We start from the raw sequence: 24,177 nt of genomic DNA, 5'->3' as shown, positions 1-24,177 counted from the left end.
TCCTCTCGCTGTGTTATTTTCCGCTCAATGCGTTATGAATAGTTTCAAGCCACACTGGTGCACTCAGACTGAATGACTCCAGGAATTTCATGTCGAATCCGCGGAAGAAACCACTGAGCACGAATAACAGAACAATGACTGTCATCATGATTTTAGTGACTTTATTCCAGCCGCTTTCTTCAACACCTTTACCAATTAAAATACCTAAAACCAGGCCTGGTACTGCGTTGCCCATAATTAACTGTGCCAACCCGCCGAAAATAGTGGCCCAGAAACCAGAACGTCGCCCCGCATCAATTGCAGCTAGCCAGAAAATAACGGGCATCACGGTGTTAACCAGAATATTCGCCGCCGGGACCAATACTTTAATTGCCGTAACCTGTAATGCCGCCGGAACAGCTGATGCGGTGGTATTTAGGAAGCTAACAACAATGACCCCAATAATCCCGCAGGCAATCGCCATTTTTTTCGGGTTATGCATGGTCTCCGCCACATTGCGATTTTTAATCATCAATGCTGCGGCACCCCAGTTAGGAATAATGCGGTGGTCAACGTCCTGAGTAAAAGCACCTGCCGCAACTGAAGAGGCCCAGGCGTTGAAGAAGAATCCTAACCCAAAGGAGAAATGTGAAGCCGGATCACCCTCGCACGAGTTCAACTCGCCCAAGGTACGAAACGCCCCCATTCCCTGTATGGTAGGCGCATGGAACATACGGGCGGCCCCAACACCAACCCCCACGCCAACCAGTCCGCCGATAATAATCGACTTAAAAAGAATGATTAGAAACATCAGTATATCCTTTTCGCTAATCGCAATAACCCAATGTATTGGAATTGCGGCTTCAAGAATGAAGGTTGCTATGTTTTTATTTAGAAACGAAAACAACCTTATCTGTATTAATGATTGTTACGCTCACGGTAATATCGAGTTCAACGCTGTACGTCTTTCTTTCCCGAGGCAGAAAAAAGAATAAAAACTTTTCATTTTTTACTGATAATTCTGCTTTTAATACTTTTACGTCTTGTGGTTCAATCCGCAGTAAAATATTTTGCGTCGATTTCAACACAGTATTCTGGACATTACCGAGTGCATTGGCGAAGGCTTTGGCTTTAGTATCGCCTTTACCTTTTACCTGCACCTGGGTGGTATATTGCTCTTTCATTACGGCTGACCATATTTCTTGATATAGGCTTCCACTAACTTCTGCCCTAATTCTTCTTTATCCATAAATCCGAAGCCCAGTACTTTGCAGCCTTCATTTATTGCCGTCACACCTTCTTCGACTGAACGCATGCCGTACTTTGCTTTGTAACCATATTTATTTTGGGCGGTAATAGCACCGGCACCGCCACTGCCACAGAATGAAATACCGAAATCCGCTTTTTCGCTATTCATCACATCGCCCAATTTCATATCTGCGGCAACACCGGGAATAACCACCACGCGGCCACCAGCTAATTCAACGCCTTGCCCAACTTTCTGGCCTTTGCCTAAACGGTCGCCAATCACAACGGTAATTTGACTCATAGTCTCTTCTCCAGATCAGTATTTTATGGGTTATTATCTTTCGCTACTTCAAAATGCACCGACAACAAATAAGCTTCTTCAATAGGTAAATTGGCAAATTTATCGACCACCTGCTGTGCCATTTGCATCGAATGTGCTGAAATCTCATCAAATAATGATTTATCCACTTCAGGTAATGGCTCGCCAGTTATTGAACGTAACACCATGGCCCGAAGATGTGATGTCAACATTTGCTGCTGAACGTCATTAGTAAAAATATTCTCGGCATTTAACATCGCGGTAGTTTCAGCTAATACCCGCTCGGTGATGATAATTGCTTCCTCCATTCCAGGGTTCTCGGCTGCATTCAATGCGGCTACATCATTCACGCTGGCAATCCTCTATTCCTTGCTGCTACCACTTTATGACTGCAAAGATAAGTTCAGTTATTTATCTGTCGTCCCTTGCCTCTGCGCTATAACATCACCCTACCCGCAAGCTGAATAGGTGTGTAGCGGCATTTTTTCCAGTTCAAAGTGGAAATGTAATGTACCGGCGGGATCACTTTCGCAAAAGTGACATGTTAGTTACCTAACTTAATCATTAACAACAAAATAACTTTCATATAAATAGGCAGTGAAAGCTGGCAGCGGAAAAAAGTTCGTGATCCGGATCTCTTTCTTTTCTAGCCGGAAGCGCCTAATATCAGATTAATATTAAGCTATTTTCTAACACCCCCTCTCCTATGGCGCGGGGGTGTTGTTTTTATGTTTTGCTGAAATTGAATTGGAGAGTGGTATGACCAAGCCAACCATCACGATTAACGAGCTGGATGCTGAACGTTTGGATGCGTTACTGGCGCAACCGGCTTTTGCCGGTTCTGTGGTCGCAACAGCGCTCAATGAAGAACTGGATCGAGCAGAAATTCTGCCACCTAACGCCATTCCGGCTGATGTGGTGACGATGAACAGCCGTGTACGTTTTCGCGATCTGAACAATCAGGAAGAGCATACTCGCACGTTGGTTTATCCAGCGTCGCTGAAAGACAGTAACGAGCAACTCTCAGTTATGGCCCCATTGGGTGCCGCATTGCTGGGGCTGCACGTGAATGACGAAATCAGTTGGAAGCTGCCGGGCGGGGATGAAGCCCGCATTACCGTGCTGGAATTGCTGTACCAGCCGGAAGCCGCTGGCGAGTACCACCGCTAAATCTGGCAAGCTATGAGTAGAAGAATATCTATCCTATTTATAGCTAGCTAAAGAAGGGTAATGGCGATTGCTATTACCCTTGATGGCTAGACTAGATTGAGGTTAACGGTATTTTTTATGGTAGGTATCGCGAGTGGCTTTAAAGCCCTGCGCGGCTTTTTTTGCTTCATCCAGCTTGCCTTGGTCTGCTAACGCCTTCGCCTGATCAATTTCGCCAATCAATAGATCCAAACCATGACGGAAGTCTTTCACCTCGGCACTGCCTTCACCCAAACTTTTTAACTTAGTCGGGATGCCTTTTTGCGCGTCCAGAGCCGCAGCCCGCATGGCAGCTAAACCTTGCTTCATCACATCAGTGGAGTCGGCTTTAAGTACCTTGCCGTAATTCTCGGCAATGGTGTCCATGTTATCCGCCACACTGGCCGCCATCGCTAAACTGCTGGCGCTGAGTAATACTGCCGCCATTAATGCCATCATTTTCTTACCCATGCTCACATTCCTTATATACCCTTCGCCTTGGCGCTACAGCGCTTGCTACCTGACTGTGACGTCAAGGACTCTGGGTAGGGTTATTGTTATCAGATCATTAGCACATTGATCATTGGTACATTGCTCATACTTAACATAGGCAATGGATGGCAAAACTGACAGCGATTTTTTATTACCAGTTGAAAAAAGCAGGGATTATGCAAATGGGGACAAAGAAGTGAGAGAGAGGATAGATATCAGCAGTAAGCGGCAATTTTCTCTCTATTTTCCGCGATTAAAATGACGCCCCACTGCGTTGTATCGGGATGCTTGCTCCAGATTTTATCTTCCGGAATGCTGGCCCCATTATAAGGAATCCGATCGCCGCTATAGGGGTAAAACTTGCCGACTTCAGAATCCAATATAAATACGGCCAACTTATCTGACTCCCGCGCAATTTTCTGCCACAGCGCTTGACCGGCTTCATATTGTTTATTATCGCTCATTAAAATCACCCCGCACTTGAGCACTAGGACTTCATAAAATAGTGTCGCAAGCCCTTGACCACGTTCCTCCAGTTCAACCACCATACCTTCCACTTGAAAGAGCTTGGAATCTTCCCAAAACCGCTTAACAGCAAGAGTTCTTTCACCAAACTCTTGTCTCGCGACCAGATCAAGGCCCGCGATAACCCGATGACGCGGAATACCATTAAAATCCTCTGTTTTCATACGGATAATGGCTGCTTTAGGTACTTTTTCGTCAAAAATAACGCCATATTCTGTATTAGATAATTCAAATTCATGAATTAACGCAAACTCTCTGGCCACGGTGGCTGGGCTATAAGTACTTGGCATCACAATCATGTTTGAACTTCCCCGCATCAATACCGGCATAATCATTCCCTTTGACTATAAAACATCCATTTAAGTTGGGGAAGATTAGCATGTCAGGGAAGTGAGCAAACCAAACCGCCCGTATTTCTACCGGCGGCATATGGCACGAGAATATGACAGGTGGGTTATTATTCGCCTGCAATCTTCATGGCAGGTAATAAGATAGAACCGCACTGAATGTTACTGCGGGTTTCGATATCACTGCCTATGCTAACGATATTGCGCAGCATATCTTTCAGGTTACCGGCAATGGTTATCTCGCTCACCGGATACTGGATTTCACCATTCTCAACCCAGAAACCTGCCGCACCACGGGAATAATCGCCGGTAACAGTGCTGACACCCTGGCCCATCAGTTCAGTCACCACCAAGCCTTTATCGAGTTGCTTAAGCATACCCGCGAAATCCTGCCCCTGACCGGCAACGCGCCAGTTATGAATGCCACCTGCGTGCCCAGTGCTTTGTAGCCCCAACTTACGCGCAGAATAGCTGGTCAGCAGATAAGTTTGCAGCACCCCATCTTTGACAATTTCCCGCTGTATTGTGCGCACACCTTCACTGTCAAATGGCGTTGAAGCCAAGCCACGCAGTAAATGTGGGTGCTCTTCGATAGTTAGCCACTCAGGCAGAATTTGTTTGCCGAGGTGGTCAAGCAGGAAGGTCGATTTACGATAGATATTGCCGCCGCTGATGGCCGAAACCAAGTGACCGAACAGGCCGGTAGCAACTTCAGCAGCAAACAGCACGGGCGACTGCATGGTGGGTAATTTACGCGGTGACAAGCGAGATAGGGTACGACGGGCGCACTCTTCACCGACCCATTCCGGGCTGGCTAAATCTTCTATCCGCCGACCAATGGTATAGGCGTAATCGCGCTCCATATCGCCATTGTGCTCGGCAATAACACTGCTAGACAGTGAATGACGGCTCGAACAGTAGCTTTGCAGCATGCCGTGGCTATTACCAAAGACCTTAATACCATAGTGACTGTTAAAACTGCCACCTTCCGTATTGGTAATGCGCTTATCCGCTTGCAATGCCGCCTGCTCTGCTCGAGCGGCTAACAAGATACCTTGCTCAGCATCCAAGTCACTCGGATGGAACAAATCCAGATCTGGGGCATCAAAGGCCAGCAAAGATTTTTCAGCCGGGCCGGCATAAGGATCTGGGGAGGTATAGCGGGCAATATCTAAAGCGGCCTGCACCGTACGTGCCACCGCGTCTGGATTTAAATCAGTGGTAGACGCACTGCCTTTACGCTGCTGGTGATAAACAGTAATGCCCAGCGCGCCATCGCTGTTGAACTCCACGTTTTCCACTTCGCCAAAGCGAGTGCTGACGCTGATTCCGGTGGTTTTGCTTACGGCAACTTCGGCCGCATCAGAACCCGCGCGGGCCAATTCCAAAGCCTGTGCAACTGCTTGTTCCAGCGTTTTACGCTGTTGTGCAACTTGAGTGACTACTTTCATCAGTCTGCCATAATTAATGAGATAATCGTTCGAGAAAGTGTCGTAATACGACGACTTACACGGATAAAATAGAGAACACTATGGTTCTGAGTCTATCAGAGATCTTGGTACAATTTCGCAGAAAGCCAACAACCTGCTACGATTAGCCTCTTTTTAAGGAATTTGACCATGAACAAACAGCCCGAAGACTGGCTAGATGAAGTCCCAGAAGATAAAAACGACGATGACGATGAGATCATCTGGGTCAGTAAAAGTGAAATTAAACGTGATGCCGAAGTGCTAAAAGACTTGGGCACCGAGCTGGTTGAGCTAGGCAAAAACGCCCTGGAGAAGATCCCATTGGATGAGGATCTGCTCGCGGCCGTTGAACTGGCGCAGAAGATCAAAAAAGAAGGCCGCCGTCGCCAGATCCAGTTAATTGGTAAAATGCTGCGTGCCCGTGATGTAGAACCGATTCAAACGGCATTGGATAAGCTGAAAAACCGCCATAACCAACAAGTTTCGCTGTTCCATAAACTGGAAACACTGCGCGACCGTTTGGTTGAAGAAGGTGATGATGCCATCCCAACCGTATTGGAATTGTATCCAGATGCTGACCGCCAGCAGCTACGCAGCTTAGTGCGCAATGCTCAGAAAGAGCAGGCCACAAACAAGCCGCCGAAGTCATTCCGTCAGATCTTCCAGTATCTGCGTGAATTAGCAGAAAAGCAGCAGTAATCGGGCGGGGCCGGGTCTAACTCGGCTCCCGACTCAATAAAGTTCTAGTCAGGCAATATTAAAACGTAAACTGCCTGCCAGCTCTTCTTCAGCTTCTTCCAACAGCAACACAATAGCCCCAAAACGGCGTTTCCGGCGGTGATTGAAATGGATAAATTCAATCTCTACCGGTAAAGCTATCTCGCCTGTTACCACATCCCACAGCGCATCCAGATTGGCACCAAAACCTTCGTTCAGCGCAAACTGTTGGGAAAATGCGCGGTAAAATGCAGGAAGATCCGGTATATGGTCAAAATCGAATACCACTTTTACCATCTTTTCACTCCATCCGAATGAAATGCTTATAGTGATCCTGAGTCAGATAAATCAGGCCATCATTGGAGTAAAGCAAACGATCAGTACCACGATGCCCGCAACGATAATTCACATCAGCTTCATGCCAATTACGGCCCTTGGCTTCGGGTAATTGACGTTCACGATTAGAAAAACGATCGCCGCCAATGGCTTTACCCGGCAATACCTTGCACAAATTACCGTCTTTAGGATTCCAGCCCTTCTCACGCGCCTGCTGCTTAGTAATGTAAAAATCCGGCAAGCGGTGATGCGCTTGCAAGTATTTTACAACCTGCTGGTGCTGGGTGAGCTGTTCAATAGAAACCGGGGCTGATGGCCGCGAACGTTCCAGATCCGGCGACTGACCAATATCACGCGCCGTGACACCGTCAATACCCTGAAATGCGGCCACCGCTAGCAGCAGTATTGCCCCCAGAATAGTGATAAGTCGCTTATTCATGGTTCTCCTTAACCCTCAAGCTGCTGCTCATTACGATAACCTATGCCGTATCATCTGATTTATAAATTGCCCAGATGCAGAGTTTTAACTTCCATAAATTCATCTAAACCCAGCACTGAACCTTCACGACCCAGGCCTGATTCTTTCACCCCGCCGAAAGGTGCCAGTTCAGTAGACACCGAGCTTTCATTGACGCCAATCATACCGCTTTCCAGCGCATCTGAAACCCGAAATACCCGCTGCAAGTTCTGAGTATAGAAGTAAGCCGCCAGCCCGAATGGCGTGTTATTCGCCCGCTTGATCACTTCGTCTTCGGTCTTGAAACGGAAACAGGCCGCCAGTGGGCCAAAGGTCTCTTCAGAAGCCACTTTCATTTGCTCTGTAGCATCGGCAATGACCGTCGGCTGGAAGAAGTTGCCACCTAACTCATGACGGCTCCCCCCGGCTAACAACCGGCCGCCCTTCTCCAGAGCATCTTTTACGTGGTCTTCCACCTTCTCAACACCTGCCAGATTGATAAGTGGCCCCATGTTGACGTCTTGGTCCATGCCATTGCCTACTTTCAGCTTTTTCACTTCGGCTGCCAGGCGGTTAACAAACTCGTCGTAAATGCCATCCTGAATATAGAAGCGGTTGACGCAAACACAGACCTGCCCGGCATTGCGGAATTTACAGGCCATGGCTCCGGCAAGTGCCGCATCCAAATCAGCATCATCAAACACGATATAGGGGGCATTTCCCCCCAGTTCCATGGAAATTTTCTTCATGGTGGCGGCGGCATTGCGCATCAGGGTTTTACCCACTTCCGTCGAGCCGGTAAAAGAGATTTTACGCACTTCAGGGCTAGCCATAATGGCGTCGCTGATAGCATGGGTATCACCGGCAACCCCATTGAGAACCCCAGCCGGTACACCAGCCTGTTCTGCCAATGCCAGCAAAGCAAAGGCGGATAATGGCGTATTGTTGGCTGGTTTAATCAACCCGGTGCAGCCAGCAGCCAGCGCGGGCCCTAATTTGCGGGTGAGCATCGCCAGCGGGAAATTCCAGGGAGTGATGGCAGCGACCACGCCAACCGGCTCGCGGGTTGCCAGAATGCGGGCACCTTCTTTGGCGGGCGGAATGATTTCACCATTGGCACGCTTCGCTTGCTCACTAAACCATTGAATAAAGCTGGCGGCATATGCAACCTCGCCCAATGCTTCTTTCAATGGTTTACCTTGCTCAGAAACCATCAGCTCAGCCAATGATTGCTGGTGCTCCATTATCAGTAAATACCAACGCTGTAGAATCTCTGCGCGCTGTTTCGCGGGGGTTTTGCGCCAGGCGGGGAATGCCTCGCTAGCGGCCTTAATCGCGGCTTCGGTTTCTGCTTTGCCGGATTTCGCCACTTTCGCGACCAATGCGCCAGTGGCCGGATTGCGCACCTCGAAAGTGCTCTGCGCTTGATGCCAAGAACCGCCGACAAAATAGCCGATATGGTAAACACCGTCGCTCTGTTTTTGGCTGTGTAATGGGTTTTGTGCTGACATCTTGTCGACCTCCTGCGGGGGAATGATGCCCCCCATCAATGGAGGGCTAGGAAGGATGGTTCCAGATTCAGTATAGCCCTTGAGAAAGCTATGGGAACAGCTTAGCGCCTTTCAATCGGTGATTATATCAGCGCACTCTGATAACGGTGCAGCATATCTGCCAGCCGTTTCACTGGACGAGTAACTGAATCAGGAGACTGATAATCAACCAGTTTTTGCTGATATTGGTCTAATTCCTGCAGCAGTCGGGCGAAGTAATAGCGCCGCTTCTGGGAGTTTTTAGCATTAATCACTCTATCCGCGGTGTAGCGAATTTGCTTATGGAAAGCACTCAACTCAGCATTAACCGGGATCTCGGTCTTATTGAGCCGCTGATGGGCGATGATCAATGTTAATGCCAGCCGATATTTGTCGATATCACCGGGGAACATCATCAATAACTGGTTCAGTTGCTGGTATAACGCCGGTAAATGATTTTCACTGCGCCGAGCTTTGTTGGTCGTGAGAGCGGATACTGCGCTGTAAACAAAGCGGTTGAGTAAGGTTCTACCAGTTCTGTCTTTGGCATTATCGCGGATCAGCAACAACACCATCAGAGAAACGAAGCAGCCAACAATTTGGCCTAATGCGCTGTCGAGGAACAAACTGACATTGAATTCCATCGGGTTACTTAGCACCATAATATTGATGGTGCTGGCTAACGTCCCCAGTGAACCCAAGCGCCGCTTTTGTACTTCAATACCAATAATGAACGCCAGCAGCCCCAAGCTAATACACAGCAGCAACATGCTCTGCTGAGTTGCGGGAATGATAAACATAAAGTAAAGCGCCCCGATGGGCAGCGCCATAACCACCCCCAACAGGAAATCTATCGCCACCATCCGCGGATTAGGGGTGCGCATCGCCAGCGACGTCACCACCGCTATCATCACCATACAACCCGCCCCAGATGTCCAGCCGGTCCACAGCCAGAACAAGCCGCCGATAGCGGTCGCAATGCCGGTACGCAGGCCATTAATCATGGCGTGATGGCCTTCAGCGGAGACATGCTTCACCGGAACATCACCGGCTAGAATATCTTCCTCAACCCGGCTGATGCTGCTGTTAGTGTGAATCCCTTTCGCCAGCAATAAATAGCGAGTTGCCGCGCCCACCCAACTGCTGATGGTATGCGGGATAGCCTCACTGTGGCTGGCACCAATAAACTGGCGTAGTTTTTTCATCCGCTGATGAATCTCCGCCGGAGTTTGTGCCGGTTCGCTCAGCATGGCCTTCAGTTGGTCGGTTAATATGTCGGGATGATTGACTAGCACCAGATAGGTTTCACACGCTTGGGTTATCAGTGCTAAAGACTCGGTGTGTAATACCCGTAAACGACGATTACAGCGCTGCCAACGGGAAGATTCCATCATCAAATAGCTGCGCATCCCATTGAGCGCGGTGGTATTTTTAACTAAATCATTCCAGGCACGGTCAATATCCGTTTTTTCGGCCTGATGTATGCACAGCTGCAACAGCTGGTATTGATCCACCAAGACTTTATCCACCAGCCGATCAATATCCTGTTTGATTGATCGCGGTGAAAACAGCAGATCAGCCATAACCGCACAGACGATCCCCAACACAATCTCACTACAGCGCTCAACGGCGAATTGGGGCGTTAGCAGCGGAGTTTCGCCGGTTGTCACAATGATGATAAGGGCGGTATACCCAGCTAAACCAAAGGCATAAGAGTTTTCCACACGCACTAATGATGAGATCCACGTGCAAACCCCAGCCCATAAGCAACAGAGCATCAGCGTCAACACCGGTGCTCTGATGGTCAGAACAATGATAATCAAGCCACCAATACAGCCGATAAATGTTCCGATAATACGCAACCAGCCACGGTGGCGGATTGCGCCGGAGAAAGGCTCCCCACCAGCAGCAAAAGCCGGGCCTGCAGCGACAATCGCCGCCGTTAGCACTGACCAACGCGGCGTTTCCAATTGCAAGTGAAAGCCCAGAAACAGCGCGGCCACAATGGCAAAACTGAGCTTAAAAGCAAAGCGCAGGCGAATGAAAGTCGGGCTGCTCATCTTAGCCAAACTCGCGCAGACGATGCATCAGCTTAACAATTGGCGATGCCTGGTTGGGATCGCGATCATTCGATCCGGTGATAACCACCGTTGCAGTCGTCCCTGCCGGGTAAGGATGCTGTTGATCCTCATCATCCAGACGGATTTTCACCGGCACACGCTGCGCCAGACGTACCCACTCCAGATTATTATCAATGGTCGCCAGCCCTTTGCTATCAACACTGCTGCTGCTGTTGGTGACCCCCGCAGAGATACTGTCGACGGTACCATGCAGAATACGGTTACTGCCGAGTGGGGTAATTTCTGCCCGATGCCCCGGTTTAACCCCTTCCAGCTTGGTTTCTTCCAGATAGGCTAAAATATAAAAAGTATCTTTTTTCACCAAGGCGACCGCTGTAGCGCCGCGATTAATAAATTCCCCAGCATGAACATTCAGGTTGGTCACCCAGCCTTCTGCGGGCGCGCGTACTACAGTTCGCTCCAGATCAAGCTGGGCTAAATCACGCACCGCGATAGCTTTTGCCAGTTGATGACGGACGGTTTGCAGCACATTGCTAGATTGGTCAATCTCTTCTTGTGACAGTGCCTGAACCCCTAAACGTTGACGCCGACCCGACTCACGCTGTTTCTCAGCAGCCAGTGTTTGGTAATAGGCAACATCAGCTTGCGCTTCGGCCAGAGCCTGTTCATAGCGCGGCTGGTCAATGACAAACAGGATTTGGCCTTTCTGCACCAATTGGTTGTCCTTAACCGGGACATCGGTCAGCAAGCCGCTGACGTCCGGTGCAATAGCAACGACATCTGCGGTAAATTTAGCATCACGGGTCCAGGGTGATTCAGTGTAAAAGGCCCAGACCTTGAAGACAGCAACAATAGCCAGTAAAACCACCAATAAGGTGATGCCGATGCGGATTATTTTTAATGAAAAAGTACTCACGGCGACCTCAGGAAAAAAGACGAGATATTAAGTAAAAAAGACAACCGTACAATGCGGTATTAAAGAGCGCTGGATGCCAGACAAACTCATAAATACCCGTGGGTTGTAACATGCGACGCAGGACAAAAAAAAGGGCCAGCGAGAGCAGCAGCTCAACAAATATCGGTGGAAAAGAGAGGCCGAAAATCACCATCACCGGAAGCAAACTCATTTTTAAATCCTTTCTGTTGTGGGGTGTCGGTGAATACGCCCAAATGAATAATCTGACAGTTAACTGAAATACATCCAACTACAATAGCCACGGCTAAAAGCACCAGCCATAAGACTGACTTATAGGTTAAACTTGGTTGATTATTATGGCTGTAGCTTGCCATGAGATGAGGCAACACTTCGGCTACGTGGTTTTCAAGCTTCGGACTCTTCTCCCGACAGCAGTATATTAGCCTGCTTATTATCAAGTTATCTACAATGTGTGATCTAAATCACTTTTAAGCCAGAGTTAACAATCCCTCTCGCTAACAGTCCATATAGAGCAAACCATGGAAAGATTAAAACGAATGTCAGTCTTTGCCAAAGTCGTTGAGTGCGGTTCCTTTACCGGCGCGGCACGGCAGTTGGCCATGAGTGTGTCGTCGATAAGTCAGACAGTGTCAAAGCTGGAAACAGAGCTGAATGTTAAGCTGCTTAACCGCAGTACCCGGCGCATTGGTTTAACCGAGGCTGGCCGCATTTACTATCAGGGCTGCCGGCGCATGCTGCAGGAAGTGCAGGAAGTCCACGAACAACTGTACGCATTTAACAATACCCCGACAGGGACGCTGCGGATTGGCTGCTCATCGACTATGGCGCAAAATGTGCTCGCCACCATGACCGCGGAGATGCTGAAAGAATACCCTGGGCTGTCGGTTAATTTGGTCACCGGTATACCGGCACCGGACCTGATTGCGGATGGTTTGGATGTGGTGATTCGGGTCGGAGCTTTACAGGATTCAGGGCTGTTTTCTCGCCGCCTGGGTTCCATGCCAATGGTGGTGTGTGCCGCCAAATCCTATCTGGCACAGTACGGCACGCCGGAGAAACCCTCGGATATGGTCAATTTCTCGTGGCTGGAATACAGTGTCAGGCCGGACAGTAATTTTGAATTGATTGCGCCGGAAGGTATTACCACACAGATATCCCCGCAGGGCCGTTTTGTGACCAATGATTCGCAAACCATGATCCGTTGGCTCAACGCTGGCGCGGGTATTGCCTATGCGCCATTAATGTGGGTGATTGAGGAGATAAAACGCGGTGAAGTGGAAGTGCTTTTCAAAAAATATCATTCTGACCCCCGCCCGGTTTATGCACTGTATACCGAGAAAGACAAAATGCCGCTTAAAGTCCAAGTCTGTATCGACTATTTAACCGAATACTTTAAGCGGGTTGCTGAGGTATATCAGGGCTACCGATAACATGAGCATAGTTATTGGGTGCCCAGTTAGACTTAAACTGAGCACCAAACATGCTGTATTTCTTCTTACGCGGTGCCGCCCACGGTCAGATTATCCAGTTTCAGGGTAGGCTGACCCACGCCCACCGGCAGGCTTTGGCCTTCTTTGCCACAGACGCCAACACCCTTATCCAGCGCCAGATCGTTGCCGACCATAGAAATCTGCTGCATAGCTTCAATACCCGAGCCAATCAAAGTGGCCCCTTTCACCGCGTGGGTGATTTTGCCTTTTTCGATTAAGTAAGCTTCAGAAGTCGAGAAGACAAACTTGCCGGAGGTAATATCCACCTGACCACCGCCAAAATTAGGCGCGTAAAGGCCATATTCCACACTGGCGATGATCTCTTCTGGCGTGGATTTACCGGCCAGCATATAAGTGTTCGTCATACGCGGCATTGGCAGATGCGCATAGGATTCACGGCGGCCATTACCGGTTGGCGCAACCCCCATCAAGCGAGCATTGAGCTTATCCTGCATATAACCTTTCAGAATACCGTTTTCAATCAGCACGTTATATTGGCCTGGCACCCCTTCATCGTCGATGGCAAGAGAGCCTCGACGACCTTGCATGGTGCCGTCATCAACCACGGTACACAGCTCAGAAGCAACCAACTTACCCATTTGCCCGCTGAATACGGAGCTGCCACGGCGGTTGAAATCACCTTCCAGCCCATGACCAACAGCTTCGTGCAGCAACACGCCCGGCCAACCAGCACCTAACACCACTGGCATGGCACCTGCCGGTGCGGCAATGGCAGACAAATTCACTAATGCCATTCTGACGGCTTCATTAGCAAAATTATCGGCACGTACTTCACCGTCAACCACCTCAAGGAAGTAGTCATAACCGAAACGGCCACCACCACCACTGGCACCGCGTTCGCGCTTGCCGTTCTCTTCAACCAATACACTGACTGACAGGCGCACCAGTGGGCGCACATCTGCCGCCAGCGTACCGTCAGTGGCTGCGACTAGAATCTGCTCATAGACACCGGTCAGGCTGGCGCTCACTTCCTGCACCCGCTTGTCGGCAGCACGAGCCACTTTGTCTACTCGGTGCAGCAGTGCAATTTTGTCTTCCCGAGAGAGACTTTGCAGTGGGTCGAGTAATGGATACAGCGCCTTATAGCTAATTTCACCCAAGGTATGCACTTTACCGTTGCCAGTATCACGCACAATACTGCGCGCTGCATGGGCACTTTGCTGTAAAGCATTCAGGGTTATCTGGTCGGCGTAGGCAAAACCGGTCTTTTCACCACTGACTGCGCGCACCCCGACACCCTGATCAATATTGTAAGAGCCATCTTTAATGATGCTGTCTTCCAACACCCAGGCCTCGTGGTAGCTGGACTGGAAATACAGGTCAGCATAATCGAGGCGGCGCTCGGCCAACTGCCCCAATACTGAGAACAAGTCCTGATGGTTCAGCTTGTTAGCAGCGAGTAACTGCTCACTGACAAACGAGAGGCTCATAGTTTTCACTCTTTATTTAGATGATTATCATGAAGTAGATGATAGCTTATTCGATGGCGGTACCAGCGACGCCTGGAAGCGATTATGCTGCAATACCGGCATCTGGTTACGAATAGTCTTCAAGCCTGTGGTTTCAATTTTGACTTTTAAAGCAGCAACCGCATCTGGGTTTTGCCCAATAATTTTACCCCAGGCATCAACCGCCATGGTATGGCCCCAAGTCCGGCGGGTGGCACCGTGACGCCCCACCTGTGCTGCGGCCAATATCACGCACTGATTTTCAATCGCCCGTGCGCGCAATAAAATTTCCCAATGAGCTTCACCCGTGACTTTGGTAAAGGCCGAAGGCACTGAAATAATCTCTGCTCCCTGCGCACGTAAAGCCTGGAACAAACCGGGGAAACGCAGATCATAGCAAATCGTCATGCCAAGGCGGCCTACTGGCGTATCCACTACCGTCAATTGCTGGCCCGGTTGATAAGTATCAGACTCACGGTAATGACTATGCAGGTCGTTTATATCCACATCAAACATATGGATTTTATCGTAGCGGGCTTTAAGCTCACCCTGATCATCAAACAGCAAGCTGCTGGTGGTGATCAGGTCCGGTGATTCACGGCTGATCAGCGGCATGGAGCCGACTTGAATCCAGACTCCGTATCTACGCGCCATCTCACGCACTTCCTGCTGTAATGGCCCATCGTTGTGTTGTTCGGCATGGTGGCGGTATGAGGCAGCATTGGCAAATAACAAGGCATTTTCCGGCGTCATAACCAGTTGAATGCCTGAATTTAACTGTTTAATCTGCTGCTCAATTTGAGCCAGATTGTCACGGGTATTTTCACCGCTGCATAACTGTAATAATGCGACATTGGCATTTTTCATGGCGCCTTACTCTCCTTTAGCTGGCGTAATACTTCATGGATGGCCGGTTGATCCAGGCTACCGGTAATCTGATAGCGAATCAGCGAGACCTTGCTCCATAACGGCCCTAAAATCTTGGAGGCAGCAAATACTGCCGCCCCAACCACCGGGTTAATCGCGAACGCAGTTGCGACACCGACAGTGGCAGAAATCTCTGGGGTGATGACCGCTTCCATGGCTATCTGGCGTTTCACCAAATCAACATTGCCGCTCATGGCAATATCGGCCGCCAACCCATCAACCACTAAATCATTGGTATGCATCACGCCATTTTTGATATTGGCGCTGCCGCGAATAGAATCAAACGCGAAGTCACGACTAAACGTATCACTAAAATCGAGTTGGAGCTTACGTAATAGTGCGTCAAAGCTGACTAAACGCAATAACTGGCCCGCACGGCCACCACCGAGATCAGTGAGTAATCCGCGCCCCAGTCGGCTCTTGAGTGTCCCATTCAGGCTATTAATTTGTGGCTGCCACGGCACACCGCGCCAATTGATGTCGGCATTGATATCAAATGAAGCATCTTTTATTGGGGTTGTCAGGCCAAAAAACGAGAGTGTTTCATCGATTTTTGCCCCACTCAGTGCAACATTAAGAGCGGTTTTGTCACCCAGATGATCTTGCTGCCACTGCCCGGAAACCTTGGCCCGCCCATTACCGGCTTCAATCAACCCACTTGATAACGTCAGCACCGAGCCTTTCGGAGTGAGATCCGCAGTCACCCGCCCGACATTTTGCCCCAAAATCCAACAAGCTTTACAACGCAGTTGCAGAGCTGGCCAATTATGGAACGAGACCGTGCTCGGGCTTTGTGGCTCCTGCAATGCCGCTTTTGCCAACGGATCACTCTTTTCGCTCCCCGCCCACTGCGGGTTGTAATAGAGGTAATCAATATCGGCATGCCATGGCCCACTGTCAGACATCAACAGACTGCCATCGACTTCCTGCCCCTTGGCCGTGACTTTGGTGCCCGCCAGCAAAGGTTCCAGTTGTAATGTCAGGCCATGCCAAGCCTGACCGCCGATTAACAACTGCGGAGTTTGCAATGTCAGCCGCTTCGGGAAAATAACATTAGCGCTGCTGCCTTTTATTTTGGGCTGAGCAGCGGAGGCAAAAGGCGCGCTCACTGCTGAAAGCTCAGGAGCCAGCAAAGCCAGCCAGCGCTCACCATCCAAGTTAGGCAGCTTGAGTACCAATCCTTTGTCATCAGGTAACGGTGGTGTCTTGCTGCTGTCGGTCTGCCAGATAGCCCGCGCCAGCTCCACCTGATCCTTTTGCAGCAGCCATTGGCTATTAAAGGTATTGTTGCCGCCCGCACTACCCGACAGAGTAAAGCTATCCAGCCCACCGACGGCCTTAACCTGTAATGGTAAGGTTTGACCACTGACTTTATCTAGCGGTGGCGGTAAGTGACTGCTCACTTTCTTAAGGTCAGCCGTGACATCAATTTTATAATCCGGCTTGCCGTTTTTAGGCAACTGCACGGCAACTTTACCTTGCCAGTTGGCACTGCCACTCAGCAATTTCGCCACATCGTCCGGTACACCGGGTAATTTGGCCGGCAGCCAGTCACCGTGTAGCCCGACATTGACCAAAAAGTTCTTAGGTTGCTCTTGGGTGGTAAAATCAACGGTTAGCGGCTGCCCGAACCAGTTGGCGGATAAGGTATCACTATCCAGATTGCCATCATTGAACCGGAACTTACCGCTGATATTTTCCAGTTGGCTGTGCAACGGCTTAACCAACAGGCTGTTATTCTTCAACGTCACTTCGCCGCTGGCATGCGTAATGCGGTTCTCTTCCAAGGGGATATCTAGGTGTAAGCGCCCACTAACATTACCCCCGACCTGCAACTCCTCAAGTGTTTCAGCCACTGAGTCCTTGAGTGGTGTCTGGGTAAAGTAGTCATGAACATCACGCCCTTCACCCGTCACTTCAGCATCAACATAGAGTTTCTCTTGCAGATAATCCGGGATGATGGCGCTGATATTGCTGCCGGTGACATTACCCAGCATGGCATGAGGCGCGTTCATCCACAGACCTTCATTAAGGAAATCGAGGTCAATGGCTAAATTCTCTAATGCAGGCCAATCTGGCTGGAATGCGAAGGTCGCGTTACGTAGCGGCACATAGACCTGGAACTGGCCTTCTTTATGTTTATAAGGAAAATCATGGGGATTGCCGTTATAAACCAGCGTGGCATTATCCACCTGCCCACCCTGTAACGCCGCGGTCAAATAGTCAGCCAGTTTCTTGCCCATCAATGGAACTGGGAAGTAGCGCCAAGCATCGGTGGCATCATACAGACGAATGCCGGTCAGGATCTTAAGCCATGGCTGCCCTTTATCCGGTTGCATATAGCGGAAACTGCCATTGCCCCACAAGGATTTGGCCCTGACATCTAGCTGGTCGCTCCAGAGCTCCCAACCTTTATCATCCACCTGCCATTTCACTGTGCCACTGGCCTGACTCACCTCTAATGGGGCGCGGAACATTTCACCATAAGGCAAGGTGCTGTCTTTAAGGTTGATATCCAGCCGCCCAAGTTCAGCTGTGCCGCTCAACACACCGGCAAAATTATTCACGCCAGGTAGTAAATCCCAATGCTGCCAGCTGATATTGTGCCATTGAGCCTGGAAACGTGTTCTTTGCGGTTGGCTGATTGGAATATCCAATGCCAAGGCATCGATAATGCCCTGCGGCCGTAAATCAGCCCAGCGCTTCATCAATTCAGGTGTAAAAAGTGACAGGGTTGGCAATAGCGGCCCAACGCGTTCGAGCTGAATATTGGTGGCGCGAATACGTAATTCTTGAGATTGGTCTGGGCCGATGAATTGGGTATTTTCAGGTAGCCACAAAGCTGACAGATGCCCTTTCGGCCAGGCTTGACCATCTGTTTTGAGGCTCAACTCTGGCGCGTCAATTTGCCAGCCATTGCCCTGACGGCGGCCTTCCAGTACCAAATTATCTACGGCTAACTGATGGGATTGCTCGCCCACCGTCCAGTTGGCTTGCCCCTGACTGAGCAGTACATTGCCACTGTAAATTTCACCACTTTTAATACTTAGCCAAGCGGCCAAGCTGAATTCAGCACTGTCCAACCCGGTATTATTGTGCAGCCAGCGGCTAATCCAAGGTTTCAGGTCGATATTGTCGGCCTGCATATAAACCGTGCCATTATTTAAAATGCCCTGGTTATCATGCAGATCCATACGCACCATCACTACGCCATGCTGGCCATTGATGGTCGAAAGGCTGATTTGCCCTTCAGCGCGATGCCGACTCGGCGAGTTAAGCCAAGTCAGTTGTGGAATTTCTAATTCGGCACGTGGGCCTGATGGGGTCAAAAATGAAATGCGACTGTTGCGCAGGTCAAAATGGTCTAATTGACGTAAGAAAATATCAGTAATGTTGCTGGCTTCAAGGCTGCTGTTATTACTCTGCTGCCTATCGAGCGTGGTGTGCAAGTCCAGCTGTAATTGATAGAAAGTCATGTCACGGAACTGCCAGCGCCAATGCAGCAAGGATTGCCAGACATCGAGCGCAAGAGTTACCCGTTGCACCTGCCAGTCGGCTTTCGGCAATTGAGCGCGAATATCACGCAATTCCAACGTTGGGCCAAAGGTTTCCCACGTCCCTTGCATGAATCCCACTTCCAGTGGGATACCGCTAATGGACTGAACCTTAGCCACGATTTGCGGACGATAGTCGTTGATGAGAGGCAGCATCATGCGTAGCCCACTGACCAACAGTGCCACCACAACAATCATTGTGGCGCCTGTCGCAAACATTATCCTGGGCAGTCGCCTCACACTTCTCTCCTCGCCATCCCTGTAAGGCCGGGAGGCACTTACATCATCACCACATCAAACTGTTCTTGGTTATACAGTGGCTCAATCTGAACTTTAACCTGCTTACCGACGAAAATTTCTACTTCAGCGAGTGCGTGAGACTCTTCGCCTTTCAGCGCCTCACCGACTGCTGGAGAAGCATAGACCAAGAAGCGGTCAGAATCATAAGCATGGTGAACACGCACAATTTCACGCAAGATTTCATAGCACACGGTCTCGACCGATTTGACGGTGCCACGGCCACGACAGGTTGGGCATTCATTGCAGAGCACATGCTCGATGCTTTCCCGCGTGCGCTTGCGCGTCATTTCCACTAAGCCTAGCTGAGAGAAACCGTTAATACTGGTTTTTACTCGATCTTTACTCAGTGCCTGCTCCAGTGAATGCAGCACACGCCGACGATGCTCTTCATTACTCATGTCGATGAAATCAATAATGATAATCCCACCCAGATTGCGCATCCGCAGTTGGCGGGCAATAGCCTGAGTGGCTTCAATATTGGTATTGAAAATGGTTTCGTCAAGATTACGATGACCAACAAAAGCCCCGGTATTGATATCTACCGTGGTCATAGCTTCGGTCTGGTCAATAATCAGGTAACCGCCTGATTTTAACTCAACTTTGCGCTCCAGGGATCGCTGTATTTCATTTTCGACATCATAGAGATCGAAAATCGGCTGTTTACCGGCATACAGCTCCAGCTTTTCAGTCATTTCTGGAATATATTCGCTGGTAAACTCCACCAGCAAATCATAGGTCAATTTGGAGTCAACACGGATTTTATCCAGTGCCGCACCGGCAAAATCACGGAGCACGCGCTGCGCCAGAGCCATCTCGCCATACAGTTTATATTTAGTGATATTGCGTTTTTTCCGCTCCTGAACCTTGGTCCACAAACGTTTGAGGAAAGCGGCATCAGCGGCAAGTTCCTCTTCACCAATCCCTTCTGCGGCCGTGCGGATAATAAAACCGCCCTGCTCATCGCAGTACTCCGCCACGGTTTTCTTCAGGCGCTCACGTTCCGCTTCACTTTCTATGCGCTGCGAAACCCCCACATGGGCGGCCCCTGGCATTAACACCAGATAGCGGGAAGGTAGGGTGATATCGGTGGTCAGACGTGCGCCTTTAGTGCCGAGCGGGTCTTTCACCACTTGCACCATTAAATCCTGCCCCTGGCGAACCAGTTCAGCAATGTCGCGCACATTGAAGTTTTTCTGCTCATCCCCAGCCACGCATTCAGTGTGGGGCATGATATCGGAAGCATGGAGGAAAGCGGCCTTATCCAGACCTATATCCACAAAAGCCGCTTGCATGCCCGGTAAAACCCGGCTGACACGGCCCTTATAGATATTGCCAACGATCCCTCTTTTGGCTTCACGTTCGATATGTATTTCTTGCAGGATGCCACCGTCAATGTAGGCAACCCGCGTTTCAGACGGTGTAATATTGACCAGTAATTCAGCTGTCATGTATTCCTCTCACATTACGTAGCGCAATGAAATTACTTAGTAATTCATGGGTTTCTACCAACGGCAGCCCCACCACGGCATGATAACTGCCGGTAATGGACCTGACGAAACAACCACCTTTCCCCTGAATACCGTACGCGCCCGCTTTGTCCATGGGTTCACCGGTAGCAATATAGTCACTGATTTCCAACTGGGATAACACGCGAAATGTCACATCTGTCACAACCATGGCAGATAATATGTCTTGTCGGTCAGCCAGCGACACCGCAGTAATAACTTGATGTTGTTGGCCGGACAATGCACTGAGTATTTGTTGTGCGTGTGCTTTATCTCGTGGTTTTTCTAATACTTGCCCATTTAACACCACAATAGTATCCGCCCCTAAAACTGGCAAATCCTGTGGTGCGACCCTCACCCCTGCCCGTGCTTTATCTTCTGCCAAACGCCGAACATATTCTTGCGCACTCTCTTCTGGATGGCGTTGCTCTTTAACCTCAGTTTTTAGCACCTCAAAAGGCACACCAAGCAGGGTCAGTAATTCACGGCGACGCGGAGAGCCAGAAGCGAGATACAGGGCGGTCATGAGTCTTAAGTCCTTATTGCACCGCAAATTGGCGGCGAATTTTACGCATTAACAAAAATAGCCAAGGCCACAAAATGCCGTTGACTACACTACTCCAGAATACTTCAGGCCGGAATGAGACATTACTGACTAAAAACTCGGACCAGAACACCACCACATCCATCGTCAGCGAAAGCAGCATCACAATGAGCGCCTGCTGCCACAATGCCATATTGCGAAATAGCTGAAATTTAAATGCCACCAGATAAGCGATAATGCTAAGCGCCAGAGCCCGGACCCCGAGGGTTGAACCTAAAATAAGGTCCATAATCAGCCCGAGAATAAAGCCGGTGCCAACATTCACCCGATGCGGTAATGCCATCACCCAATAAATTAAGACTAATGCCAGCCATGAAGGCCGAAACATATAAATCTGTTCAGGCCACGGCATAATTTGTAGCACCATGGCAATGAGGAAGGACAACCAGATCACCCAACGGCCATTGCTGCTGTAACGGTTCATGGTGATACTCCCGGAGCAGTCACTGCTGGTGGTGTTGTCACCGCAGGCGGTGCCGGAGGCCCCATAGCATCTGCGGCCGGCAATACTTGTGACATCATGGGAGCCAAGCGTTCATTTGCCACACGGCGAACTTCATCAGGCGGCAATGGTACATCACCATTACGATCAGCGCCCCACAAGAGCAACAGGTAACGTAAGCGCTGCAAGTCAGCGGTCGGGCGAGCTTGAATCACCGTATAAGCGCGCTGGTTGTCAACTTTGACCGACGAAACCACCGCCACAGGATAGCCTTCAGGGAAACGTCCCCCCAAGCCGGATGTCACTAACACATCACCGACACGAATATCTGTATTGCTAGGCAAGTGCTCTAATAGCAAATCATCAGTACAACCACTGCCGGCAGCAATAACCCGAATATCATTTCGCAGTACCTGAATAGGTAGCGCGTGGGAAGTATCGCAAATCAATAATACGCGGCTGGTTAATTTACTCACCGCTACGACCTGGCCTACGACGCCACGGTCACTGATAACCGGCTGGCCTTCGTACACACCATTATTAGAGCCTTTATCGATAACCACTTGGTCACTATAGGGATCTGTCCCGCTGGACATCACCTGAGTCACCATTTTCTGTTCATCCTGACGCAGCGGGGATCCGAGCAATTCACGTAAGCGGTTATTTTCCTGCTTAAATTGCCCAAGTAACTGGAGGTCAGTATTTTTCAGCAACAGTTCTTGCCGCAATGCACGATTTTCCAGCTCCAATTGTTGATGGGTAGCCAGAGTTTCAGAAACATTGTCGAGAACTTTGCGTGGCCCATTGGCCAGAAAATAGAAAGGACTAACGGCGGTGTCCATATAGGTACGTATTTTAACAAATGTACCTAATCGACTATCCGCTATAACTAAAATAATGGCTGCAAGAACGGCAAAGAACAACCGCAGTTGCAGGGATGGACCCCGGCTAAAAATCGGCTTCATAAATTATGGGTATTCCTTGACGGCATAAAGGAGGAAGCGCCAAATCTGAATCACCCTTTCGTACTTGACGTTACAGCAGATGATGGCGACTCACCCAAATGACTGACTGATGCCAGCGCATTCGAATGTGTTTATTGCCTGGCTGTAACGCCAATGACTTCTTACCTTGGGTATCGATTTATCCGACCGGCCCTTCTCCTTTTGGCTGACTATTCTTCGCTGAACAAATCGCCGCCATGCATGTCGATCATTTCCAGCGCTTTACCACCACCGCGGGCAACGCAGGTCAATGGATCTTCTGCCACCACCACCGGGATACCGGTCTCTTCCATCAGCAAGCGATCCAGGTTACGCAGCAATGCGCCACCACCGGTCAACACCATACCGCGTTCAGAGATGTCCGACGCCAGTTCTGGCGGACACTGTTCCAGCGCTACCATCACCGCACTGACAATACCCGTCAATGGCTCTTGCAGCGCTTCAAGGATTTCATTGGAATTCAGAGTAAAGCCACGTGGTACACCTTCTGCAAGGTTACGGCCACGGACTTCAATTTCCAGAACTTCATCACCCGGATAAGCAGAACCGATGCTGTGTTTGATACGTTCGGCAGTTGCTTCACCAATCAGTGAACCGTAGTTACGGCGCACATAATTAATGATAGCTTCATCGAAACGGTCACCACCGATACGTACGGAAGAAGAGTAAACCACACCATTCAGAGAGATAACGGCCACTTCTGTGGTACCGCCACCAATATCCACCACCATTGAACCGGTCGCTTCAGAAACAGGTAAGCCCGCGCCAATGGCCGCAGCCATAGGTTCTTCAATCAGAAACACTTCACGAGCGCCTGCGCCCTGAGCAGATTCACGGATCGCACGGCGCTCAACCTGAGTTGCCCCGACCGGTACGCACACCAATACACGCGGACTTGGGCGCATAAAGCTGTTGCTGTGAACTTGCTTAATAAAGTGTTGCAGCATTTTTTCAGTGACAAAGAAGTCGGCGATAACGCCATCTTTCATCGGACGAATAGCTGCGATATTGCCGGGGGTACGCCCCAGCATCTGTTTGGCATCATGGCCCACAGCCGCAACGCTCTTCGGTGAACCGGCACGATCCTGGCGAATAGCAACCACTGAAGGTTCATTCAGTACAATGCCTTGTCCTTTAACATATATAAGGGTATTGGCGGTACCCAAGTCGATGGACAAGTCGTTGGAAAACATGCCACGAAATTTCTTAAACATAACGAAAGGATAATCCTGCAAGCTGGGGGCGGAAAATAAAATCC

General features: G+C 49.8%; 24 protein-coding genes. 3 read left to right on the top strand and 21 right to left on the bottom strand.

Annotated elements, in window-relative coordinates; genetic code table 11:
• Positions 1-13: 13 nt before the first annotated feature.
• From FTA96_RS21875 to FTA96_RS21860, 4 genes are all read right to left on the bottom strand, one after another.
• Positions 14-790: a DUF4311 domain-containing protein gene (locus FTA96_RS21875; protein ID WP_004710975.1), complete on the bottom strand. Its 777-nt coding sequence runs from the start codon at positions 788-790 to the stop codon at positions 14-16.
• A 76-nt stretch (positions 791-866) separates the two neighbouring features.
• Positions 867-1,163: a DUF4312 family protein gene (locus FTA96_RS21870; protein WP_050110761.1), complete on the bottom strand. Its 297-nt coding sequence runs from the start codon at positions 1,161-1,163 to the stop codon at positions 867-869.
• Positions 1,163-1,528 (bottom strand): glycine-rich SFCGS family protein, encoded by a 366-nt coding sequence (locus FTA96_RS21865; RefSeq protein WP_004392359.1) that lies wholly within the window; start codon positions 1,526-1,528, stop codon positions 1,163-1,165. Before FTA96_RS21865 ends, FTA96_RS21870 begins: the two co-directional genes overlap by 1 nt.
• Positions 1,529-1,551: 23 nt before the next feature.
• Positions 1,552-1,896 carry a PRD domain-containing protein gene (locus FTA96_RS21860; protein ID WP_050123216.1) on the bottom strand — a complete coding sequence of 115 codons (345 nt, stop codon included), beginning with the start codon at positions 1,894-1,896 and terminating at the stop codon, positions 1,552-1,554.
• 409 nt (positions 1,897-2,305) lie between these two features.
• Here FTA96_RS21860 and rnk point away from each other — a divergent pair, with 409 nt between their 5' ends.
• Positions 2,306-2,716: a nucleoside diphosphate kinase regulator gene (gene rnk, locus FTA96_RS21855; protein ID WP_050110771.1), complete on the top strand. Its 411-nt coding sequence runs from the start codon at positions 2,306-2,308 to the stop codon at positions 2,714-2,716.
• A 102-nt stretch (positions 2,717-2,818) separates the two neighbouring features.
• Here rnk and cybC read toward each other — a convergent pair whose 3' ends face one another.
• The 3 genes from cybC to pmbA form a co-directional block, all read right to left on the bottom strand.
• Complete coding sequence (cybC, locus tag FTA96_RS21850; RefSeq protein ID WP_050110757.1) at positions 2,819-3,205, bottom strand: cytochrome b562; 387 nt, start codon at positions 3,203-3,205, stop codon at positions 2,819-2,821.
• A 236-nt stretch (positions 3,206-3,441) separates the two neighbouring features.
• A complete protein-coding gene (locus tag FTA96_RS21845; protein WP_050150515.1) occupies positions 3,442-4,086 on the bottom strand; it encodes a hypothetical protein in 645 nt (214 codons plus the stop codon).
• A gap of 122 nt (positions 4,087-4,208) precedes the next feature.
• On the bottom strand, positions 4,209-5,549 hold the full coding sequence (gene pmbA / locus FTA96_RS21840; protein WP_050150512.1) for a metalloprotease PmbA: 1,341 nt from the start codon (positions 5,547-5,549) through the stop codon (positions 4,209-4,211).
• 168 nt (positions 5,550-5,717) lie between these two features.
• Here pmbA and yjgA point away from each other — a divergent pair, with 168 nt between their 5' ends.
• Positions 5,718-6,266, top strand: a complete 549-nt coding sequence (yjgA, locus tag FTA96_RS21835) for a ribosome biogenesis factor YjgA (RefSeq protein WP_050110751.1) — start codon at positions 5,718-5,720, stop codon at positions 6,264-6,266.
• A gap of 48 nt (positions 6,267-6,314) precedes the next feature.
• Here the strand turns inward: yjgA and FTA96_RS21830 are convergent, their stop codons facing one another.
• The 6 genes from FTA96_RS21830 to aaeX form a co-directional block, all read right to left on the bottom strand.
• Positions 6,315-6,581: a barstar family protein gene (locus FTA96_RS21830; RefSeq protein WP_032911556.1), complete on the bottom strand. Its 267-nt coding sequence runs from the start codon at positions 6,579-6,581 to the stop codon at positions 6,315-6,317.
• A 4-nt stretch (positions 6,582-6,585) separates the two neighbouring features.
• Positions 6,586-7,059, bottom strand: coding sequence for a ribonuclease (locus FTA96_RS21825; RefSeq protein WP_050110748.1), 474 nt, complete (start codon positions 7,057-7,059; stop codon positions 6,586-6,588).
• Between the two features lie 59 nt (positions 7,060-7,118).
• Positions 7,119-8,588: an NAD-dependent succinate-semialdehyde dehydrogenase gene (locus FTA96_RS21820; RefSeq protein ID WP_050123205.1), complete on the bottom strand. Its 1,470-nt coding sequence runs from the start codon at positions 8,586-8,588 to the stop codon at positions 7,119-7,121.
• A 122-nt stretch (positions 8,589-8,710) separates the two neighbouring features.
• The gene (gene aaeB / locus FTA96_RS21815) at positions 8,711-10,666 is read right to left on the bottom strand and encodes a p-hydroxybenzoic acid efflux pump subunit AaeB (protein ID WP_050110745.1); all 1,956 of its coding nucleotides are present in this window, start codon (positions 10,664-10,666) and stop codon (positions 8,711-8,713) included.
• A 1-nt stretch (position 10,667) separates the two neighbouring features.
• On the bottom strand, positions 10,668-11,603 hold the full coding sequence (gene aaeA / locus FTA96_RS21810; protein ID WP_050110744.1) for a p-hydroxybenzoic acid efflux pump subunit AaeA: 936 nt from the start codon (positions 11,601-11,603) through the stop codon (positions 10,668-10,670).
• Positions 11,604-11,610: 7 nt separating this feature from the next.
• Complete coding sequence (gene aaeX, locus FTA96_RS21805; protein WP_050123201.1) at positions 11,611-11,814, bottom strand: p-hydroxybenzoic acid efflux pump operon protein AaeX; 204 nt, start codon at positions 11,812-11,814, stop codon at positions 11,611-11,613.
• Positions 11,815-12,142: 328 nt separating this feature from the next.
• Here aaeX and aaeR point away from each other — a divergent pair, with 328 nt between their 5' ends.
• On the top strand, positions 12,143-13,054 hold the full coding sequence (gene aaeR / locus FTA96_RS21800; protein ID WP_004711000.1) for an HTH-type transcriptional activator AaeR: 912 nt from the start codon (positions 12,143-12,145) through the stop codon (positions 13,052-13,054).
• A gap of 65 nt (positions 13,055-13,119) precedes the next feature.
• Here aaeR and tldD read toward each other — a convergent pair whose 3' ends face one another.
• The 8 genes from tldD to mreB all read right to left on the bottom strand — a co-directional run bounded on the left by tldD (position 13,120) and on the right by mreB (position 24,133).
• Entirely contained in the window at positions 13,120-14,565 is a 1,446-nt protein-coding gene (tldD, locus tag FTA96_RS21795) for a metalloprotease TldD (protein WP_050123197.1), read from the bottom strand.
• A gap of 27 nt (positions 14,566-14,592) precedes the next feature.
• Entirely contained in the window at positions 14,593-15,450 is an 858-nt protein-coding gene (gene nit1, locus FTA96_RS21790; RefSeq protein WP_050110739.1) for a deaminated glutathione amidase, read from the bottom strand.
• Positions 15,447-19,304, bottom strand: a complete 3,858-nt coding sequence (yhdP, locus tag FTA96_RS21785) for an AsmA2 domain-containing protein YhdP (RefSeq protein WP_145574877.1) — start codon at positions 19,302-19,304, stop codon at positions 15,447-15,449. Before yhdP ends, nit1 begins: the two co-directional genes overlap by 4 nt.
• A 38-nt stretch (positions 19,305-19,342) precedes the next feature.
• Positions 19,343-20,812, bottom strand: a complete 1,470-nt coding sequence (gene rng / locus FTA96_RS21780; protein ID WP_032911560.1) for a ribonuclease G — start codon at positions 20,810-20,812, stop codon at positions 19,343-19,345.
• A complete protein-coding gene (locus FTA96_RS21775; RefSeq protein ID WP_050110735.1) occupies positions 20,802-21,395 on the bottom strand; it encodes a Maf family protein in 594 nt (197 codons plus the stop codon). The genes rng and FTA96_RS21775 overlap by 11 nt, the downstream gene beginning before the upstream one ends.
• Positions 21,396-21,408: 13 nt before the next feature.
• Entirely contained in the window at positions 21,409-21,897 is a 489-nt protein-coding gene (gene mreD, locus FTA96_RS21770) for a rod shape-determining protein MreD (protein WP_032911561.1), read from the bottom strand.
• Positions 21,894-22,880: a rod shape-determining protein MreC gene (mreC, locus tag FTA96_RS21765; RefSeq protein ID WP_050110733.1), complete on the bottom strand. Its 987-nt coding sequence runs from the start codon at positions 22,878-22,880 to the stop codon at positions 21,894-21,896. Before mreC ends, mreD begins: the two co-directional genes overlap by 4 nt.
• A gap of 209 nt (positions 22,881-23,089) precedes the next feature.
• Positions 23,090-24,133, bottom strand: a complete 1,044-nt coding sequence (mreB, locus tag FTA96_RS21760) for a rod shape-determining protein MreB (RefSeq protein WP_002228205.1) — start codon at positions 24,131-24,133, stop codon at positions 23,090-23,092.
• Positions 24,134-24,177: the final 44 nt, after the last annotated feature.

It is taken from the genome of Yersinia alsatica (assembly GCF_902170305.1).
GTDB classification, from domain to species: domain Bacteria; phylum Pseudomonadota; class Gammaproteobacteria; order Enterobacterales; family Enterobacteriaceae; genus Yersinia; species Yersinia alsatica.
This window is presented reverse-complemented; position numbering and strand designations above follow the sequence as displayed.

Excerpts from the sequence above, each read along its gene's own strand:
- aaeX (WP_050123201.1), bottom strand. The coding sequence starts at position 11,814 with ATGAGTTTGCTTCCGGTGATGGTGATTTTCGGCCTCTCTTTTCCACCG.
- FTA96_RS21865 (WP_004392359.1), bottom strand. The coding sequence starts at position 1,528 with ATGAGTCAAATTACCGTTGTGATTGGCGACCGTTTAGGCAAAGGCCAG.
- FTA96_RS21825 (WP_050110748.1), bottom strand. The coding sequence starts at position 7,059 with ATGAATAAGCGACTTATCACTATTCTGGGGGCAATACTGCTGCTAGCG.
- rng (WP_032911560.1), bottom strand. The coding sequence starts at position 20,812 with ATGACAGCTGAATTACTGGTCAATATTACACCGTCTGAAACGCGGGTT.
- mreC (WP_050110733.1), bottom strand. The coding sequence starts at position 22,880 with ATGAAGCCGATTTTTAGCCGGGGTCCATCCCTGCAACTGCGGTTGTTC.
- mreB (WP_002228205.1), bottom strand. The coding sequence starts at position 24,133 with ATGTTTAAGAAATTTCGTGGCATGTTTTCCAACGACTTGTCCATCGAC.
- FTA96_RS21870 (WP_050110761.1), bottom strand. The coding sequence starts at position 1,163 with ATGAAAGAGCAATATACCACCCAGGTGCAGGTAAAAGGTAAAGGCGAT.
- FTA96_RS21775 (WP_050110735.1), bottom strand. The coding sequence starts at position 21,395 with ATGACCGCCCTGTATCTCGCTTCTGGCTCTCCGCGTCGCCGTGAATTA.
- FTA96_RS21875 (WP_004710975.1), bottom strand. The coding sequence starts at position 790 with ATGTTTCTAATCATTCTTTTTAAGTCGATTATTATCGGCGGACTGGTT.
- tldD (WP_050123197.1), bottom strand. The coding sequence starts at position 14,565 with ATGAGCCTCTCGTTTGTCAGTGAGCAGTTACTCGCTGCTAACAAGCTG.
- mreD (WP_032911561.1), bottom strand. The coding sequence starts at position 21,897 with ATGAACCGTTACAGCAGCAATGGCCGTTGGGTGATCTGGTTGTCCTTC.
- cybC (WP_050110757.1), bottom strand. The coding sequence starts at position 3,205 with ATGGGTAAGAAAATGATGGCATTAATGGCGGCAGTATTACTCAGCGCC.
- rnk (WP_050110771.1), top strand. The coding sequence starts at position 2,306 with ATGACCAAGCCAACCATCACGATTAACGAGCTGGATGCTGAACGTTTG.
- FTA96_RS21845 (WP_050150515.1), bottom strand. The coding sequence starts at position 4,086 with ATGATTATGCCGGTATTGATGCGGGGAAGTTCAAACATGATTGTGATG.
- nit1 (WP_050110739.1), bottom strand. The coding sequence starts at position 15,450 with ATGAAAAATGCCAATGTCGCATTATTACAGTTATGCAGCGGTGAAAAT.
- yjgA (WP_050110751.1), top strand. The coding sequence starts at position 5,718 with ATGAACAAACAGCCCGAAGACTGGCTAGATGAAGTCCCAGAAGATAAA.
- aaeB (WP_050110745.1), bottom strand. The coding sequence starts at position 10,666 with ATGAGCAGCCCGACTTTCATTCGCCTGCGCTTTGCTTTTAAGCTCAGT.
- FTA96_RS21830 (WP_032911556.1), bottom strand. The coding sequence starts at position 6,581 with ATGGTAAAAGTGGTATTCGATTTTGACCATATACCGGATCTTCCTGCA.
- pmbA (WP_050150512.1), bottom strand. The coding sequence starts at position 5,549 with ATGAAAGTAGTCACTCAAGTTGCACAACAGCGTAAAACGCTGGAACAA.
- aaeR (WP_004711000.1), top strand. The coding sequence starts at position 12,143 with ATGGAAAGATTAAAACGAATGTCAGTCTTTGCCAAAGTCGTTGAGTGC.
- FTA96_RS21820 (WP_050123205.1), bottom strand. The coding sequence starts at position 8,588 with ATGTCAGCACAAAACCCATTACACAGCCAAAAACAGAGCGACGGTGTT.